Raw genomic sequence first — 18,953 nt, 5'->3', positions numbered from 1 at the left:
CATTGGAGGTTTAATTGCCAATCTTCTCGGGGAGTGTGATGTCCAGTTTGTATAAGATCCGGCCGGCGCCTGCCCGTACACAGGCGTTCCCGTGACTCCACCCCACAGTCCGATTTAATTTTGAGGCCCGTCGGCTTCGAGCAGTTACTCCGGCGGTGTCAAGCCAACATACCTAGCCCCCAAAATATCGGCAAAATCCTTTGCTTTGCGAACCCAGTCCTCAGGCGGGGCGCGAGGGTAGTCATGGTACACAGTGGCCAGACAAAAAGAAGATGAATCTTGTTTGCCATCTTCGGCCGACATCGCGACGGCAAGAAAGACTCGGAGAGATGAAGGAGAACTGTCTGCAATTTGGACCCAGGAGAAACCAATAACGAGGTCGCTCAATGGAGTTCGCACCAGCTGGTCCACATGCTCGTCATAGCGCATGCGGCATGCGGAGATCAACTCATTGGACCAGCCATTGATTATGGTGACACTTTGCTCGGCCATGGGCGGCTGTGCATCTGTGTATCGAATCGCTAGACCAAGTCCCGCCACGACACTCAATCCGAGCAACGCCATGCCGCCGGCATTGTTACCTTTGAGTAGGCCCGACATGAATCCGAGCAACATGCCAACGATCAAGCACCCGAGTGTTAAATATGTCCAATGCACAAAGAGTTCAGCGTGCCGCGCCCATCTTCCAAGCCAAAAATTTGTGTAGCTGACAACAATCGGGACACCTTGATTGAGCTGCCTTTTTAGATTACCCGTATTAGAAATTGAAATTTCCGAATAATTTAATAGCTTACGGTGCGGTTGCGGCAAGCGATCAGCCAAAGCATCAAACACGGCCGTCGCGGAAGAAATATCCGCATTCGAAAGATGACGTGGCGACATAGCCATCAATGTCGCTTGCATATATCCGGCGGCATGATGCGGATGTTCGAGAAAATAACCCTGCTCTCGATCTTCATAGGGTTCTCATGCAATTGAGTGATCTTGCAAGCGATGTGTGCTGTAGCGAATACGTGTCTCATCGAAAATGCTCAAAGTCTTTCAGTATGTTTGGGAACAGAATGATGTTGCAGGCGTTTAATCCCGCCGAAAAAATATCGAGGCCAATGGGCTTGCGTTCAGCCCGCTTTGCCTCTTACGCCTGTCGTTGAAACTTATTCCGTGCTCCGTCCATCGGTGCAAGGCACACCGAATTTTAGAGAGCCGTCCGCTCAGAAGTTGGCGCGTTCTCAGACTCGCAAGCTGTTCCGAATGCAGGTTGAACGCATTTCGCAACGACGACCACGTTTGCGGCGCTTTCGGCACCACCAACTGCCGCGCCGCCAAGTCGCGCTGAGCGCCGGGCTTGGTCCCTCAGCGATGCGAGGAGGCGTGTCTCAGCGGGACCAGGTTCACGCAATTCACAACGCCACCTTGATGACCGTGAAGTCATCCTCCAGCGCCCCCGGCTCATGCGCCTTCCGAGCAAAGTCCAGCAGGCTGTCCAACTCGGACTTTTCATTGAGCACGGGCTGCGCATGGATCTCGGATAGCTCGGAGAACGCCAGCATCGTCCCGTCCTGCCGCGTGAGCTCGTAGGCGCCGCCGCTGAAGATGAAGAGGCGGGCAGGGGACTGCAGTACGCACAAGTTCCGTGAAACGCGCTGCGGGCGAAATGCCAATGCAGGCGCCTGAAGCCTGCAAGGGTCGGGCTTCCCCCAGCGCATCACCATGCGGCGAGGTCGCTGTGGGCGCGCGTCAACTCCTGGTTGGCGGCTTCGAGCTGCGCGATGAGCCGGGCCTCGCGCTGGCTCAGCAAGGTCATGTCGTAGGCCTTCTGCTGCACCAGCCGGGTTTCCTCCCATTCAGTGGTCACGTCGAGCAGCAGCACCCAGACGGTGCCATCGCCGTCGTCCGCGAAGTCTCGACGCTGTTGCCGGTCTTGGCGCTGGTGCGTCGGAAGGTCCAGCCGGCAGACACCGGTTGCTCGACGCGCTCCGGCGGGATCGCCCAGAGGGCGCGGCGCCGATCTCGGCTGTGATGCGCGACTGGATCGATGCGGCCGTCTCCAGCGTTTCGGGCCGCGTGTCTTCGAAACGATCAGGTCTCCGATGGCGCCGAATAGCGCTTCGAGCCAAATATCCTGGAACTCGGACCAATGGCTGGGGCGGCTATCCGCGAAAGAAGTCGCAGTTCATTGGGTCGACTGAAATTAATTGTCAATTCGCACGTCTTCGTGTGATAGCCGTATCCGTCCCAGATTGCAAAATATTTCACGTACCGCCTATCTCTTGCACGAGCGGGGAGAGATTTTTCTCGTATTGAGGAAATTGATTGGAGTTGGAGGCAGTCGGTTGTTTCAAAATTCATGCAGCCGACTATTTTAATTCATCTTGAGAATTGTGAATTGAATGTGTCCATTGCGTCAATGTCGCATCCGATGCGACCGAGCGCATCGAACTGTCCAATCCATCGATTTTCAGGATATTACCTACCATGAACAAGAACCATCGCGTTGTCTGGAATGAGTCTGTCGCCGCCTATGTAGCGGTACAGGAAACGGCCAAAGGCCGGGGCAAGTCCAGTGTGAAATCCGGCATGAGGCGGGTCGCCTCGCGCTTCCTCAGCACCGCAGCCCTGATTTCGGGGTCGGCACTTGCAGCGGACGCCACCATTGCTCCGAACTGGGATACCAGTAACAGCAACGAGGTCGGTGCAGTCACGTTCAACACACCCGGTGAAAGCAATTTCACGGGCAATGCGGTTTTCGTGAACACGGGAAAGGCCGGTGCAACCGACATCGCCAATGCAATGGCAAATGGCTACGCCACAGGTCCCGATCTGAGTGGCCTGCAGCAATTGATCGTGGGCGGAAAGGATCGATCCATTTCTGTCCTTGATCCTGTCACCGGAAATATGACAGCAGTGCCGGTCTACAGCTCGACGGCGTTCGCCCAGGGTGCATTTGGAACCGCCTTCCCGGGGTCCAATACCGTCAACGCCGTTGTTATTTATCCCGCAGACTCGATTCCCTATATCGACGTACGCCTCGCCACCGTGACCAACGGCAAGCTCAACGTCGACCTTGGCACTACGAGCCTGGAACTGGGCGCCACCAAGCAAACCGCCTTGGTGCTGGTCGACGCCACGGGAGGCAACAAGGCCGACGCTGTCTGGAAATCCAGCCAGGTTCTCAACTTCGGCTCCAGCGCCTACACCACCGCGACTCCCGGCCAAACGGCCGGGTACGACAGGACGCGCGACGCCGCGAAATACAACGGTACGTTCTCGATCACCGACGTCAAGGGCAATGCGACGAATCACACGGTCACCGACCTCGCATCGCTCAACCAGTACAACGACTGGCTGATCGACGAGATGAAAGCCGGCCGCCTCGACTATTCGACGTACGAGGCCAACGTCAAGCGCGCCTACACGCTCACGCCTGTGACGGTGCGTATCTCCCCCATGGGCGTGGGTAACACCTTCCCTGCTGACCATCCCCTGTACCAGCCGGTTGGTGACCGCGCCCTGATGCAAGCGAAAGGCGCCCAGGCGACGGCAACGATCGATTCGGGTGCCAACATCACGCTCAAGCAGGGGACTGCGTTGCTCGCCACGGACGGAGGCGCCGTGGTCAACAATGGCCGCGTTGCTCAGACACTCGATGAAAGCGTCGCGTTCGACATTCGCAGCGGCTCCAATGGCGTCAACAACGGCGTCATGACGGTCGGCTACGGCTCGACAGATCCCGATGCCAAGGTCGGTACGGGGACGGTGTATTTCAACGCATCGAACAAGGTCACCGATGCCGGCTCGGTGTTGACCAACAAGGGCATCATCAATGTCGGTGCCACCAACCGGGACGCACGCAATCTCGGCTCGATCTTCGTCACCATCGAAGCATCCGAGAACGGAGAGTTCGTCAATGAAGGCGCAATGAATCTCGGCGTGAACGACTCGCCCCTGTTCAACCCCGTGCAGGGTGTACGCGTCAGCACCGGTGCAAAGGCGACCAATGCCGCGACGGGCGTGATCTACCTCGGTCGGGGTTCGAGCACCGACATGTCGGGTGGCAGCATGGCTGCCGGTGGCGCCGACACCACCATCAATGCAGGTGGCAACGCAATGATCGTGCGTGGTGGCGGCACGGGCATCAACGACGGCCGCATCGTCATCGGCAAGGGCATGCAGGATTCAACCGCCATGCGGGTCGATTTCGAATCGGGCGCTTCGAAAGTGCCCGCAGTCGCCATCAACAACGGCACGATCGACGTCAACGGTGCGCTGAGCGGTTCGCCTTTGCAGAACCGAGGCATGTGGGCGAACGCAAGCGGGGCTTCGGTCGTCGAAAACGTCGGCGTCATCAACCTGAATGGCGTCAATGGCGTCGGCATGAAAGCGAACGCCGGCGGCACGGCCACCAACACCGGAACCATCAACCTGGGCACGTCGACGAATGCCAAGCTGCCCAACTATGGCTTGTGGGCAGAGGGGGCGAACAGCGCTGTGACGCTGACCGGTTCCGTCAACATGAACGGCGACAACGCCATCGGCGTTCACGCACGCGATAGCGGAACGATCACGGTCGCGGGCGGTGACGTCAATTTCAACAATGGTTCGCGCCAGGTCGGCTTCTTCGCACACGGCGCAGGGTCGGTGGTGGACGTCACCAGTGCGCCGGTCAGTGGCGCGCTCGATGTGTCGACGAAGGATTCGACGCTGATTCGCGTCGAGGACGGCGGCAAGGTCAACGTGAAGGCCGCAACGCCGCTGGTTGCCTCTGGCGCCGGCTCGACTGCGATCCAGGCCACGGGTGTCGGCTCGACTGCGAATCTGGACGGCACGAACATCACCGTTTCGGGCAACGGCGCGACAGCGCTCAAGGTCGAAGGGGGCGCAACGGGGTCCATGTCGGGCGCAGCGCTGCTGACCCTGAAGGACGGATCGATCGCCGTGGCAGTGGACGACAACAAGTACGACCTGGCCGGCAACAAGGTCGCCACCGGTCAATCGACCTTCACCAACACAGCCAATGTCATGGTGGCCAACGCGAGGGATGTGACCGTCTTCCAGGTCAAGAACGGCGCCGAACTTGTCAACGCGGGCAACATCGACGTTGCGCACGGCACGGCCATCGAGATCACGGGCGCAGGATCGGTCGTGAGTCCGGACGCCAGCGGCAAGCGCGGCACGATCACCATGCATGACGGCAAGGCCGGCATCTGGGTGCACGACGGTGCCACGCTGACCACTTCCGACACCATCACGGTCGACAACGCCGCATCGGGCGTGCTTGTGGGCACCGATGCAGGCAAGGTCGTCCTCACGAAGGACGCGCAGATCATCGGCACCGGCACGGGCTTCGGCAACCTGGTCACCAACCAGGGCGCCGCAGGCAATACCTTGCTGGACGGCACTTTCCTTGAAATGCAAGGCAGCGGCGCTGCCCTGCTGACGGAGAACAACCTGGACGCTGCCTCGCACGGCACGATCCTCGTGAGCAGCGCGACGGGCGGCAAGGGCCTGGCCCTGACGAATGCCGACGGCAGCGCAACCTCGGGCAACCTGGTGGTCGGGAATGCCTTCGACATCAGCGTGACGGGCAATGGCTCAGGCGTCTATGCCAACACCACCGGCGACCTGACCGTGACGAGCAAATCGGTCAATGTCAGCGGTGCGGGCCAGGCGGTCCTGGTCAAGTCGGCCGGCACGGTCACGATCGACCAGGCCGCGACCCTCACGGCAACGAACCCTGGCGCGGTGCTGGTCGCGGGTGCGCCCCGGACCCTCATCAACCACGGAACGCTGCAGGGCGTGGCGGGCTCTGACGCGGTGCGCCTGGACGACAGCGGCCATGCCTTCGAGAACAGCAACGGCGGCAACATCACCGGCAACGTCGTGATGGGCAATGGCACCAATATGGCACTGCTCGCCGACAGCACGATCACCGGCAACTTCGTCGGTGGCACGGGGCAAGACACCGTGACCGTGCGAGGCAATGCGGCGACCGTTACCGGCGCTCTCGACGGCGGCAAGGGCAACGCGATCGACACGCTTGTCTTCGAGGGCTCGCAACGCACCATCGACGCCTCGAACAACATCGCCAACTTCGAGAACGTCAACCTGACGAATGGCTCGGTGCTCACGCTGAAGACGGCGATCAAGCTGGACGACAACCAGGCCGATACCGGCGTGGTGACGATCGACCCCACCAGCACGCTGGCAGTCGCAATGAACAGCGCCTTCGCGCTGAACAACAAGCTTGCCGGCACCGGCACGGTCACGACCGACACCGCCGGCCAGGCCTTCGACTTCACGTCGAACGTGGGCAACGCGTTCGCCGGTACCGTCAAGCTCGGCGACAGCAGCTTGGCGCTGGGCGGCGCCAACACCACCGCGCTGCAGAACGCCACGCTCGAACTCGGCGACAAGAGCATCACGGCCGTGGCCGATGGCGACCAGGCGATCGGTGGGCTGACCTTCAATGGCGGCACCGCGAAATTCAATGCCACGGCACCGGATTACCGGGTGGCCGCGTCGACCATCACGACCCGCACGCTGGACGCCAGCGGCGCCGGCAACGTGCAGATCAACGTGCCGGCACCGTATGTCGCCTCGACGCCCACGGTGGACACGCGCGCGTCATTGCTGGAGCAGGATGACGCCAACATCGGCATCAAGCTCATCAACGCGTCGACCACGGGCGGCAGCGGCGGTGCCCTGGTGCTGCAGGATCAGGACGGCCAGCCGATCTCGGTCAAGCGCAGCGTCGACATCGCGCAAGGCGGCCAGGTGGTTGCCAAGGGGGACTACGACTATCGCCTGACGACGCTGAAGGACGATGGCCTGTATGTCAATTACGGCCTGACGCAACTCGACCTCCAAGCCGGCCAGTTGCTCTCGCTGCAACAGCGCGCGGGCGCTGTCGACAACGCGGCGGACATGTCGGCCAGGATCACCGGCGCGGGCAACCTGGGGATCGACGCCGGCACGGGCACGGTCTCGCTGTCGAACACGACCAACGACTACACCGGCGTGACCATGGTCAGCACCGGCACCTTGAAGGCGGCTGCCAACAACGCGTTCGGCAAGACAAGTGCGCTGTACCTGACGACCGGCACGGCTGCCGAACTGGATCGCTACGAGCAGACCATCGGTACGTTTGCCGGTGAATACGGCTCCACGCTGGATCTGCAGACCGGCACGCTCAACATCATCGACGGCGGCGACGCCGACGGCATCCTGAAAGGCTCCGGCCGGTTCAACGTCAACGGTGGCACGCTGGCCGTCTCCGGCTCCAATGCGGAGCTGGCAGGCGCAACCTCGATTGCGAGCGGTGCGGCTGTGAAACTCAAGCAGGCCGATGGCCTCGGCAGCAGCACGATCGCCAATGCGGGCACGCTGACGCTGGACGGTGCGCAGGGCACGCTGGCGAACACGATCAGTGGCACGGGTCAGGTCGGCCTGGTCAACGCGGCCGCCGTCAATGTCGCCGGCGACAACAGTGCTTTCTCGGGCCAGTTCTCGACCGCGGCGGGCACACGGCTGACGGTCAGCGAAGGCGCGAACCTCGGTACCGCCAAGGTCGCGAACGCGGGCACCTTGGTACTCGACACGGCCAACGATTGGGCGCTGGCCAACGCCGTCGCCGGCAGCGGCAACGTCGTCAAGAACGGCGCGGGCACGCTCACCGTCGGCGACAACGTGCAGCACACGGGCGGTACGAACATCAATGCCGGCGCCCTGATCGTCGGCGGCACCCTTGGCGCAGTGGGCGCCGGCGCAGTGAACGTGGCGCAGGCCGCCGTGCTGTCGGGCACCGGCACGGTCAACGGACATGTGATGAACAGCGGCACGGTGGCCGCGTTCAACGCGCTGCCTGCATCGGCAGGCGCTCCCAACAGCACCTTGACGCTGGCCAGCGGCTTGACCAGCAACGGCATCGTGAACCTCGCCGGCCCGGCCAGCACGACGCCTGGCAACGTGTTGCTCGTGAAGGGCGATTACGTGGGCAACAACGGCCGGTTGGTGATTCGCACCGTCATGGGTGACGACGCGTCGGCGACCGACAAGCTGGTGATCGATGGTGGCAATGCCTCCGGCTCGACTGGCGTGGTGGTGAAGTCGGCGGGTGGCATCGGCGCGCAGACGCTGCAGGGCATCCGTGTCGTGGAAACGCGCAATGGCGCGACCACGCAAGCCAACGCCTTCTGGCTGGACGCGAGTTCCAGCGGCTATCGCCAAGGCGTGGGTACGCTGGCCGTGGGCGCCTTCGACTACGGGCTGGTGCGCGGCGGCAATGGCGGCAAGGCGCAGGACTGGTACCTGAGTTCGGCGAAGCCGCCGGCCCCGGTCATCGAGGGTCCGGGCTTCGAGCCGCCGGTCGATCCGGTTGGGCCCGGCGTCCCTGTCGAGCCACGCAACCCGCGGGAGCCGGTCGCCGGGGGACCGATTCCCGAGCCCGTGGCAGCCCAGGTGGCGGCGCCGGCCATGCCGGTCTACCGCCCCGAGGTCGGTGCCTACCTGGCCAACCGCCAGGCCGCCATGCAAATGTCCGTGCACACCCTGCACGAACGGCAGGGCCAGGCGCCGGGCATGGAAGGCAAGGACCTGAAACAGTCCAGCGACAGCAACGGATGGCTGCGCGTGGTGGACACGTACAGCAGCCGTGACGGCCTGAACCCGTCATCCACGCTCGCCGACCGCACCTATCTGCTGCACGGCGGCGCCGATGTGGCCCGTTTCAGCGACGGTGGCGAGGGCAGTTTCCGCGTCGGTGCGATGGGCATGTATGGCAGGACCGACAACACGTCGACCAATGCGAACCTCATGTCTGCGACGGGTTCCGTCAACGGAGGGAGCCTTGGCGTGTATGGCACCTGGTACGGCAAGCAGGACATCCTGTCGGGCCCGTATGTGGATGCCTGGATCCTGGGCGGGCACTACAAGAACAAGGTACGGGGCCTGGGCCTGGCGCAGGAGTCGTACAGCGCGAACAGCATTTCCGCATCGCTGGAAGCGGGCTATTCGTTCAAGATTTTCGACGACGGCAAGAGCCAGATGTACGTGGAGCCGCAAGCCCAGGTCATCGTGCAGAACTACCGGGCCAGCAACCACACCGAAGCCACCGGCACCATCGTGTCGGGCATGAAGGACACGAGCGTGACAACGCGCCTGGGCGTCCGCGTGCATGGACACACGGAGAACGACAACGGCAACAAGATGATGAGGCCCTTTGCCGAAATCAACTGGTGGCACGGCAATGGCTCGGACGCATCGATGATGTTCAATGCGGATCGTGTGGTCGATGGCATGCCGTCCAATCGTTTCGAGGCCAAGGTGGGCCTGCAGGGCAACCTGACGAAGAACATCAGCGCATGGGGCAGCATCGGCGGTGAGGTCGGCGCGAAGAACTACCAGGCAGCGAAGGCGCAAGTCGGCGTCAAGTACAGCTGGTAAGCGCACGCCGGCCGGGGCAGCCGAGCGAGTGAGTCCGGCAAGAGTGGCTGGAATCCGCAGCTGGATACGCGATGTGTGCCTTGTGGGGCGTGGCTGAAAGGCTGGAGGCGCGCATCCGGCGATGCTTCTTTCAGCGGCGGCAAGGTGGTGCAGCTTCGGCATGCTGCAGCGTGCTCCCAGGGCAGTCGCTGCGGTTGCGGGTTGCGGGCTGCCGGGCAAGGCCAAGGCGAGGGCCAAGGCCTGCGGGTCACAGTGCCAGCTTGATGATCGTGAAGTCGTCTTCCAGCGCCCCCGGGCCATGGGACTCCCGCGCAAAGTCCAGCAGGCTGTCCAACTCGGACTTTCCGTTGGGCACGGGCTGCGCAAGGATCTCGGCGAACTCGGAGAACGCCAGCATCGACCCGTCCGGCCGGGTGATCTCGTAGGCGCCGTCGCTGAAGACGAACAGGCGGGCAGGGGACTGCAGCACGCATTGCTGTTCCTGGAAGCGCGCCGCTGGCGAGAGGCCGATGCAGGTGCCTGAAGCCGGCAAGGGCCGGGCTTCCCCCAACGCTTCGCCATGCCCGCTCACCGCGATGGCCGGCGGGTGGCCGGCGGAGGCGTAACGCAGGGCGCCCGTCGCGCGGTCGTAGACGCCGTACCACACGGTGCTGAACAACTCGCCGTGCCGCTCCATCTGGTAGGCCTGGTTGAGCGCGGTCAACACCTCGGCGGGGCTGCGGAAATCCGTCTTCTGCAGCGCTTCGGAGCGCAGCGTGTCGGCGACCGCCACCGAGAGCAATGCCGAACCGACGCCGTGGCCGCAGACGTCGATCAGGTAGATCGCCAGGTGCTCCGTGTCGATCCAGTGGTAGCCGAAGGAGTCGCCGCCCAGCTCGGTGGATGGAACGAAGCGCCAGTCGACCGTGAAGGGTTCCGTCAGCGGATCCGGCAAGACGGCGCGGACGTAGCGCTCGGCATCGCGCAGTTCCAGTTGCAGCCGGTCGTGCGTGAGTTGCAGGGCTTCGCGGGACGCGGCGAGGTCGTTGTGGGCGCGCTTGAGTTCCTCGTTGGCGGCTGCGAGCTGTGTGTTGAGCCGGGCCTCGCGCTGGCTCAGCAAGGTCATGTCGTAGGCCTTCTGCTGCACCAGCCGCGTTTCCTCCCATTCGGCGGTCACGTCGAGCAGCAACACCCACACGGTGCCGTCTCCGTCGTCCGCGAAGAAATGGATGTCCGCGATGCGCCCGCTGGGCATGGCCATGGAACGGATCAGGAAGGGTGTCTCCACCAGCGGCAACATGCCTTCGAGCAACGGGATCTGGTCGCCTGCGGGAAGGCCGAATTCGAGGCCGTCCAGCCCATAGTGCGCGAGGTGGCCGCCGGCCTGCACCAGGGTTTGCGTGTCGTCGACGACCAGGTGAGCGAGCATGCGCTGCGCATCGATCAACAGCAGCAGCGAGTCGGAGATCCGCGCGGGGAGGTCGAGCATGTGACCCGCTATTTCGCCAGGCGAGCCGCCAGTTCCTGGAAGGCGTCCTCGACGCTGTCGCCGGTCTTGGCGCTGGTGCGTCGGAAGGTCCAGCCTGCAGACTCCAGTTGCTCGACGCGCTCTGGCGGGATCGCCCAGTCTTCCACCAGGTCGGCCTTGTTGAGCAGGGCGAGGAAGGGCACGGCACCGATCTCGGCGGTGATGCGCGACTGGATCGATGCGGCCGTCTCCAGCGTTTCGGGCCGCGTGCCATCGATTACCAGCAGATAGCCGGCCGCGCCGCGCAGGTAGCTCACGCGCACGGCCGCGACGGCGTCTTCGCCGGCGATGTCCCACAGGATCAGGGCCATTTCCTCGGCGCCCACCGTCATGACCTTCTTGTCGATCTTCACGCCGACGGTGGTGAGGTAGGTGTCCGAGAAGATGGTGTCGACGTAGCGGCGCACGAGGCTGGTCTTGCCGACGCCGAAGGCGCCGAGGAGGCAGATTTTTTTCTGGAGCATTGGGTTCCGATTGACTGCCGTTTCAAAGGTTCTATTCGCCTGTGCTGACGACAAAAGACACGCGCCGGTTCATCGACAGTTCGTCCACGCTGGCGCCGGGCTTCAATGGCTCCAGCGGACCGGCGCCGCGCACCGCGAGCAAGAGTGGATCGACGCCGCGTGCCCGCAGCATGGAGCGCACGACTTCGGCGCGGCCCAGGCTCAGCGCCAGGTTGGAGTTTTCCTTGCCGGTGGCGTCGGCGTGGCCGACGATGGTCACCTTCACCGGGAAGCCGTGGGTGCGCGACACCTGGATCAGCTCGCGCATTTCCTCGGCGGCGCCGTCGAGCATGCCTTCCTGGCTGCCTGACGGGCGCGCCACGTTGTTCTCGAAGTGGATCAGCCGCGCCTCGATGGCGTCATGCAGGCGCAGGTAGTCCGGGTCTTGCACGTCTTGCAGCGCGCTCAGGTCGACCTTCGGCGCGCCGGCCGGCAGGGTGAGCAGGAAGGCGCGCGCCTTGTCCGTCCAGTATTGGGGCGCTGTGCCGCTGGCGCGCACGCCAGTGGCGTCCTGTGTCAGCGTGACAGTCGGCGGTGGATTCAGGGTCGCCTGCATGCGCTTGAGGATGATGGCCGGATGCAGCGCCTGGTACGGCTCCCAGCGACCGGCGACGCGGGTCGGGTCCAGCTTGGTCTTGGCGAGCAAGTCTTCGGGCTGGGCGGCGAGCGGGTCGCGCAGGCCGGACACCAGCCACTTGCCGCCGCGGCGGTCGGCATTGGTCACGACGATGCCGGGTTGGGCCTGCAAGGACTCGACATAGCTGTCCACGCGCCGGCCCTCGATGACGCGCAGCGTGAGCCAGTAGCCCAGCGCAATCAGCAGCGCCAGCGGGATGATCCACAGCAGCGGGGAGAATTTCCGTTGATGCTCGGCTCCCTGCGAGATCAGGCAAGGCCGCAGCCGCTCGCCCGCTTGCTCGAGGGGCTCGGTGTCGCCTTCGAATTCCTCGAGCGGTGCCGCCCATTCGGCATGCACCGCGGCCAGCGATTCGCGCAGCCGCACCCGCAGCGATGGCGGCGGATTGCCATGCACCACCGCAGCGAGGAAGGCCGAAGGACCTTCCTCGATCCACAGCAGCATGTCGCCGAGGCGGAGCGTGTCGATGCCGCCGCTGTTGGTGCCGCCGCTGGCCGATTCGTCGAAGGAATCGCGTACGAAATCCTGGATGGCGGAGAGCATCGCCGAGACCAGTTGCGGGTCTTGCGTCGACGCATCGTCGCGCGACACATGCGAGATCAGCAGGCCCGTCTTGCGATGGATCATGAAGATGTGGTCGACCCGGTACACGGCCGTGTGCTTGAGCACCACGTCGCCGAAGGTCGTGCCGCTGCGCCAGGCCTCGATGCGCCACTTGAGTCCGCGCCAGGACAGGCTGTACTTGAGCGCCTGGTTCAACGACTGGAGCGAACCATCCAGCGTCTCGGCAATGGCCTTGCGAATGGCCGGCCCCATCACCGGGTACAGGATGTCGACCATGGTGCGCGGGTTCTTGCGGATCGATGCCTGGGTGGCCCGCTCGACCGTCGGTGCGATGACCTGGCCCAGGTGGTCGCTGCGCGACGCGGCCAGCGTGAAGGCGGCCGGAAGCACCGAGCCCACCGCATCGGCGAACTCGCGCGGATCGTCGAACTTCTGCTGCAGCCGGGCCAGCGCCGCCTTCTCGCGCTCCATGAGCACGTCGCGCAGCGCGTCCATGCGCGGGTCGTCCTCCAGCCGCGCGGGCGGAAGCTCGATCGCGATGTCGGGGTTGACGCAGCGCGCCAACTCCAGCAAGAGGCCGGCCAAGCGCCGGCTCTGGTCCTGTTCCGCCGCGCTGCGGTGTGCGCTCGTCGCGGCAAGCGACAGGCGCGCGTTCACGGCGCAGCCGCCCCTGCGTGCAAACGTGCGGTGTGAATCAACCGCCGCCGTTGGCGCCCTTCGGCGACACGTCCTGGTTCAGGCACTTGGCAATCTCGACGAACAGCCCGGCGAGCAGGTTGCGATCGGTTTTGACGTTGCTGAGCTCGGAGAACATGCGTTCCATGGTGGCGCGGGAGTCGTCCTGGCGCTTGCGCATCTCGTCGCGCAGGCCCTGCACCTCGTGGCTCAGGCGGTCCGTGAAATCGCGCTCATGACGCGCGAGCTGGTCGGACAGCTGCGCCAGGCGCTTTTCCAGTGCCTGGGTGTGGTCGCGCAGGCTGCGCTCCAGTTCCTTGTCGGCATCGGCGCGCAAGTCCTTTTCCTCGCGGAACTGGCCGGCGACGGATTCGAGCTGCTTCTTGATCGTGGATTCGAGGTTGCTCAGGCTGCGCGACGACTCCGCTTCCATGTCGCGCAGGCGGAGCTGGAAGCGCTCCTCCATGATCGAAAAGCGCTTGTCGTAATCCTGCATCTGGTTGCCGAACAGCAACTCGCGCATCTTGTCGACACCGGACGTTTCGCCGCCGCTGCCGTTGGTTTGGCCACCCATCGCGGCCTGGGCCGCCAGGGCGCCTTGCACGTCGATGGTGGGTAGTGGTTTGCCTGCTTGTCCCATTTTTAAAGACTCCTCGGTTGGTGGATTGGTTACGCCGTGTGCGCCGGCGCCGCGATGCGAATGGGGTCGGGCTTGTCAGGAGGGCGGTGCCGTCGGCCGGAACAGGAGCGTCAGGCAATTGCGACCGTCTTCGTAGCGGTACTGCACGCCGTCCGAGAACTGGCGCACGATGGGGATGCCCCAGCCGCCGATCCGTGCGTCCTGCAGGTTGGTGGCGTGCGAGGGCGTGGCAACCTGCCGTGGATCGAACTTGCTGCCTTCGTCTTCGACTTCCAGGGCAACGTCGTCGCCCTGCCAACCCAGGCGCAGCAGGATGCGCTGTGCGCCGTCGCCGCAGGCGTGGGTCACGATGTTCGTGACCACCTCGGTGGAGCAGAGGTCGATGCAATGGGCGATCTTTTCCGGCAGGTGCTGGTGCTCGGTCCAGTCGTGCACCCAGGCGTTGACCCGCGGGAGTTCGCGCAGTTCGCTGTCGACGATCAGGGAAGCCTCCGGCTCCCCGCCGTTCGTGGACATCAACGGCTTTCGGAGGAGGCCATCAGCGCGCTGAAGGCGGAATCGACGTCGGGGTAAACCGGAATGATCGTGTCGATGCCGGCCATCTTGAGGACCTCCGCCACGAGCGGTTGCGGGCTCGCGAGGACCATGCCGCCGCCGCGCGACGACTGGGCCCGCGCGTTGATGACGAGCGTGCGAATCCCGATGGAAGCCAGGAACGACACCTCGGACATGTCCACCACGGCAAGAAGCTTGCGGGATGCGACCATCGCCTTGAAGCGGTTGTCGATGTCGTGCCCGCCAATACTGTCCATGCGCCCAACCAGGCTGATCTTCTCGATGCCATCAGCCAGTTGTTCCCGTCTCAGGTCCATACGATCTCCGCAGTGGATGTCGATGTCGAACGTTGAGCCAGCAGGAGCCTCCGACACAAGAATCGCCTGATCCGTCGGTCTTCTTGTACAGAATAAAAACCGGGATTTGTGCGTCTTGCGATCAACAAGCAGGATCGTCGTCAAGCATACGCGCAAAGTATTACTACGTCACTAACTTGGTATCCCCAAAATGGACGAAAGCGGTTCGTAAGGGCGGTACTGCTTTCGCGCCGATCCGGTCGCGCGACACGATGGTTGCGGGAACGGGGCGACGCGAGGCAAGGGTCGACGGGCAAACCCCGATGAGAAGGCGGCAATGCGCCTTTGAGAATGCATCGACCCACCACCGGAACGTTCATGCCAGCCCCCCGCCTCACGCGTCGCGCCTTCAACCTGTCCGCAGCCGCTGCGGCCGCTGCCGTTGCGGCGCCATCCTTCGCGCAACCTGCCTGGCCCGGCAAGCCCATCCGCATCATCGTGCCGTACACGCCGGGCGGCTTCACGGACCAGATGGCGCGTCTCGTGCAGCCGGGCCTGCAGGCGCAGTTGGGCCAGAGCGTCATCATCGACAACAAGCCGGGCGCCAATAGCCTGATCGGCGTGGATGCGGTGGCCAAGTCGCCGCCGGACGGCAGCACCTTCGGCGTGGTGATCGCGGCCTATGCCGCCAACACCACGCTCTATCCCAAGCTGCCCTACGACCCGGGCAAGGACCTGGTGGGCGTGTCGCTGATGGGCGTGTCGCCGCTGCTGGCGGCGGTCAACAACAACGCACCTTTCAGGAGCGGGAGCTGATCGACTACGCCCGTGCGAACCCGGGCAAGGTGAGCTTCGGTTCATCGGGCAACGGGTCGGCCGCGCATCTCACCACCGAGTTGTGGAAGTCGCTGACACAGACCTACATGATCCATATCCCGTACCGCGGCGCGGTGCCCGCGTTGACGGACTTGATGGGTGGGCAGATCCAGTTGTTCTTCGACGCGCCGACGGGTCTCATCGCGCAGGGCAAGGCAGGCAAGGTGCGCCTGATCGGGGTGGCGAGCGAGCGGCGCCTGCCCGTCGTGCCGGACGTGCCAACTTTCATCGAGCAAGGCTTTGCGGGTTTCACAGGCAGCACCTGGGCCGGCATGCTGGCCCCGGCCGGCACACCGCGCGAGATCGTCAAGCGGATGTCGGACGCCGTGGCGCGCATCATCAAGTCAGACGAAACCAAGGCCAAGCTCGACGCGATGGGCACCTTCCCCGGCGGCGGCACCCCGGAGGAGTTCGACGCCTTCATCACTGCCGAAACGCGCAAGTGGGGTGGGGTGATCCGGACGGCGGGTGTGAAGGCGGATTAGGGCGCGTCGACGCCCAAGCTCGACAGTGTGCCGGGCGGGCCGGTTCGCTTCGGCGCGTCGAGCCCCCTAGAGACTGAACGTCACAAGCCTGAATTCCGGGTCTTCCGCAAAGAGCTTGACGGTGAACCCCATGTGCCGCATGAGTTTCAGCATGTCGTGGTTGGTGGTGAGCACCAGCCCGTCCATCTCGGACAGGCCCTTGTCCCGGGCCACGTCCATGATGCCTTCCATGAGCCGCGAGCCCAGGCCCTTGCGCTTGTAGGCCTCCGCGACGACCAGCGAAAACTCGCAGCTCGCCTTGTCCGGATTGGTGGCGTAGCGCGACACGCCGACGATGTATTCCATGTCCTTGGACGTGCCGTCGTCGGCCAGGATGCGTTCCTGCACGACCGCGACCAGGGCCATGTCCCGGTCGTAGTCGATCAGCGTGAAGCGCGACAGCATGGTCGGCGGCAACTCGTGGAACTGCGAGACGAAGCGGAACCACCGGCTCTCGGGCGAAAGCTCCCGCACGAAGTTCTGCAGCATGTCCGCGTCGTCCGGATGCACGGGCCGGAGCGTGCAGGTGCCGCCGCCGCGCATGACGAACTCGCGTTGGTAGCGGGCCGGGTAGGGCAGGATCGACAGGTGCTGGTAGCCGCGTGCGTAGCCGCTGACCGCCTGCGGCGTGTTGCCCACGACGATGCGGGCATCGACCGCGATGGCGCCGGCTTCGTCCACGATGATGGGGTTGATGTCCATCTCGCGCAGCTCGGGCAGTTCGCAGACCATTTCCGACACACGCAGCAGCACGTGTTCCAGCGCTTCCATGTTGACCGGGCTGGCGCCGCGCCATTCGCGCAGGGTCTGGGCCACGCGGGAGCGCTCGATCAACCGGCGCGCGAGGAACTGGTTGAGCGGTGGCAATTCCATCGCACGGTCGGCCAACAGCTCGATCATGGTGCCGCCCGCACCGAACACGATCACCGGGCCGAACGGGTCGTCGGTGACCAGGCCCACGTAGATCTCGCGGCCGCGCCGGGCCGCTGCCATCTTCTGCACGGTCACGCCATGGATGCGCGCGGCGGGCGCCAGGCGCTTCACACGGTCCATCAGCTCGTTGAACATGTCGCGCGCGCCGGCGCCGTTCATGATGTTCAGCGCCACACCCTCGACATCGGTCTTGTGGCTGATGTCGGGCGAGTCGATCTTGAGCGCCACCGGAAAGCCGATCTGCGTCGCCAGCATCATGGCCTCGTTGGCGGAGCGCGCGAGCACCGTGCGGGTGATCGGGATGTGGAAGGACGAGAGCAGGGTCTTCGACTCCATCTCGGTGAGCACGGTGCGACGTTCGGCCAGCACGCTGTCGATCAGCAGGCGGGCGCCCTCGATGTCGGGCTTGGCTAGCGGTGACAGCGGCGGCGGCGTCTGCTGCAGCAGCATCTGGTTCTGATAGAACGACGCGATGTTGCCGAACGCGCCCACCGCCGCCTCGGGCGTGCGGAAGGTGGGTATGGCCGATTCGACCAACACCTTGCGGGCGTCGCCGACGGACGCGTCCCCCATCCAGCAGGCCAGCAGCGGCTTGCGCATCGGACGCGGGAACTCGGCCAGCGTGCGCGCGACGGCGGCCGCGTCCTCTCCGGTCTTGGGTGAATAGATGGCCAGCACGCCGTCGACCTGCTTGTCGGCCGCGGCAACGTCGATGGCAGCCCGGTAGTGATCCGGCCCGGCTTCCTCGGACACGTCGATCAGGTCCGTCAACGTCGCATACGGTGACAGCAAGGGTTTCAGCTTGTCGATCGATTCGGTCGAGAGCTTGCCCAGCTCCAAGCCGATCTCGTTGACCCAATCTGCGGCCAGCACACCCGGCCCACCGCCGTTGGTGACGATCGCCAGCCGCTGCCCCACCGGCCGATAGCGCGAAGCCAGGCACTTGGCCGCCGAGAACAGTTCGACGAACGAGCGCACCCGGACCGCACCGGCACGCCGCAGCGCCGCGTCGAACACATCGTCGCTGCCCACGGTGGCACCGCTGTGGGTGTGCGCTGCCTCGTTGCCCGCCGGCTTGCGGCCCGCCTTCAGGACCACGACCGGCTTCGCATGCGAGGCCGAGCGAAGCGCACTGATGAAAGGGCGGGCTTCCGAGATGCCTTCGAGGTACACGACGATGCTGTGTGTGGCGCTGTCGTCGGCCAGGAAGTCCAGCACGTCCGCGATGTCGAGCGCGGTATGCGGCCCGAGCGACACCACGTTGGAGAAGCCCACAGCGTTCTGGCGCGCCCAGTCGAGCATCGCCGCGGTCAGGGCGCCGGATTGCGAGACCAGCGCCAGCGGGCCGGCGGATGCGAGCGGGCCGACCGTGCTGGCATTGAGGCGCAGTGCGGGCCGTTGGATTCCCAGCGAGTTGGGGCCCAGCAGGTGGATGCCCTCGCGGATTGCAACCCTGCGCAGTTCAGCGGCGCCATCCGGACCGATGCCGGACGAGACGACCAATGCGGATCGGCAACTCAATCGCCCGGCGATGCCGAGTGCCGCCGGAATGTCGTGGCAGGGCAGGGCGATGATCGCCAGGTCCGCGCGCGCTTGCACCAGGTCGCCCAGCGTTCCGCTGGTGTGTACGTCCAGGTATTCCAGCGACCCCTCGAAGCCGCCCGCTTGCAGCGCACGGCGGATCGCCGTCGAATGCCAGTGGTCGTCTTCCGCTTGCCGGATCGCCCCGGCGAACACCACGATCGATTCGGGAGCGAAAAGTGGTGTGAGGTAGTGCTTTTGCATGAGTGCGCTGCGCCAGT

General features: G+C 64.4%; 11 protein-coding genes and 2 pseudogenes. 3 read left to right on the top strand and 10 right to left on the bottom strand.

Annotated elements, in window-relative coordinates:
- Positions 1–144: 144 nt before the first annotated feature.
- From WKW82_RS14680 to WKW82_RS14670, 3 genes are all read right to left on the bottom strand, one after another.
- Positions 145–903, bottom strand: coding sequence for a hypothetical protein (locus tag WKW82_RS14680; RefSeq protein ID WP_340343035.1), 759 nt, complete (start codon positions 901–903; stop codon positions 145–147).
- Between the two features lie 497 nt (positions 904–1,400).
- Positions 1,401–1,712 carry a hypothetical protein gene (locus WKW82_RS14675; RefSeq protein ID WP_340343034.1) on the bottom strand — a complete coding sequence of 104 codons (312 nt, stop codon included), beginning with the start codon at positions 1,710–1,712 and terminating at the stop codon, positions 1,401–1,403.
- The gene (locus tag WKW82_RS14670; RefSeq protein ID WP_340343033.1) at positions 1,706–1,855 is read right to left on the bottom strand and encodes a hypothetical protein; all 150 of its coding nucleotides are present in this window, start codon (positions 1,853–1,855) and stop codon (positions 1,706–1,708) included. Before WKW82_RS14670 ends, WKW82_RS14675 begins: the two co-directional genes overlap by 7 nt.
- Before the next feature lie 620 nt (positions 1,856–2,475).
- On the opposite strand from WKW82_RS14670, the pseudogene WKW82_RS40620 reads away from it, so the two are divergent.
- Together WKW82_RS40620 and WKW82_RS14665 are read left to right on the top strand one after the other, a co-directional pair.
- A pseudogene (locus tag WKW82_RS40620) lies at positions 2,476–2,604 on the top strand (ESPR-type extended signal peptide-containing protein); the annotation flags it as partial.
- A 291-nt stretch (positions 2,605–2,895) separates the two neighbouring features.
- Positions 2,896–9,441, top strand: coding sequence for an autotransporter outer membrane beta-barrel domain-containing protein (locus WKW82_RS14665; protein WP_340343032.1), 6,546 nt, complete (start codon positions 2,896–2,898; stop codon positions 9,439–9,441).
- Positions 9,442–9,688: 247 nt separating this feature from the next.
- On the opposite strand, the gene WKW82_RS14660 is transcribed toward WKW82_RS14665, so the two are convergent.
- The 6 genes from WKW82_RS14660 to WKW82_RS14635 all read right to left on the bottom strand — a co-directional run bounded on the left by WKW82_RS14660 (position 9,689) and on the right by WKW82_RS14635 (position 14,983).
- On the bottom strand, positions 9,689–10,909 hold the full coding sequence (locus WKW82_RS14660) for a PP2C family protein-serine/threonine phosphatase (protein ID WP_340343031.1): 1,221 nt from the start codon (positions 10,907–10,909) through the stop codon (positions 9,689–9,691).
- A gap of 8 nt (positions 10,910–10,917) precedes the next feature.
- Positions 10,918–11,412, bottom strand: a complete 495-nt coding sequence (locus WKW82_RS14655) for a Rab family GTPase (RefSeq protein WP_340343030.1) — start codon at positions 11,410–11,412, stop codon at positions 10,918–10,920.
- A 31-nt stretch (positions 11,413–11,443) separates the two neighbouring features.
- Positions 11,444–13,309, bottom strand: a complete 1,866-nt coding sequence (locus tag WKW82_RS14650; RefSeq protein WP_340343029.1) for an OmpA family protein — start codon at positions 13,307–13,309, stop codon at positions 11,444–11,446.
- 37 nt (positions 13,310–13,346) lie between these two features.
- Entirely contained in the window at positions 13,347–13,967 is a 621-nt protein-coding gene (locus WKW82_RS14645; protein ID WP_340343028.1) for a hypothetical protein, read from the bottom strand.
- Between the two features lie 75 nt (positions 13,968–14,042).
- Positions 14,043–14,483, bottom strand: coding sequence for an ATP-binding protein (locus WKW82_RS14640; protein ID WP_340343027.1), 441 nt, complete (start codon positions 14,481–14,483; stop codon positions 14,043–14,045).
- Positions 14,483–14,983: an STAS domain-containing protein gene (locus WKW82_RS14635; RefSeq protein ID WP_340333458.1), complete on the bottom strand. Its 501-nt coding sequence runs from the start codon at positions 14,981–14,983 to the stop codon at positions 14,483–14,485. Before WKW82_RS14635 ends, WKW82_RS14640 begins: the two co-directional genes overlap by 1 nt.
- A 213-nt stretch (positions 14,984–15,196) precedes the next feature.
- On the opposite strand from WKW82_RS14635, the pseudogene WKW82_RS14630 reads away from it, so the two are divergent.
- A pseudogene (locus tag WKW82_RS14630) lies at positions 15,197–16,179 on the top strand (tripartite tricarboxylate transporter substrate binding protein).
- A gap of 66 nt (positions 16,180–16,245) precedes the next feature.
- Here WKW82_RS14630 and WKW82_RS14625 read toward each other — a convergent pair.
- Positions 16,246–18,936, bottom strand: coding sequence for a bifunctional acetate--CoA ligase family protein/GNAT family N-acetyltransferase (locus WKW82_RS14625; RefSeq protein ID WP_340343026.1), 2,691 nt, complete (start codon positions 18,934–18,936; stop codon positions 16,246–16,248).
- Positions 18,937–18,953: the final 17 nt, after the last annotated feature.

It is taken from the genome of Variovorax rhizosphaerae, assembly GCF_037889975.1.
In the GTDB taxonomy this organism is placed as follows: domain Bacteria; phylum Pseudomonadota; class Gammaproteobacteria; order Burkholderiales; family Burkholderiaceae_C; genus Variovorax; species Variovorax rhizosphaerae.
The sequence above is the reverse complement of the archived record's forward strand: the minus strand, read 5'-3'. Positions and strand labels throughout refer to the sequence as shown.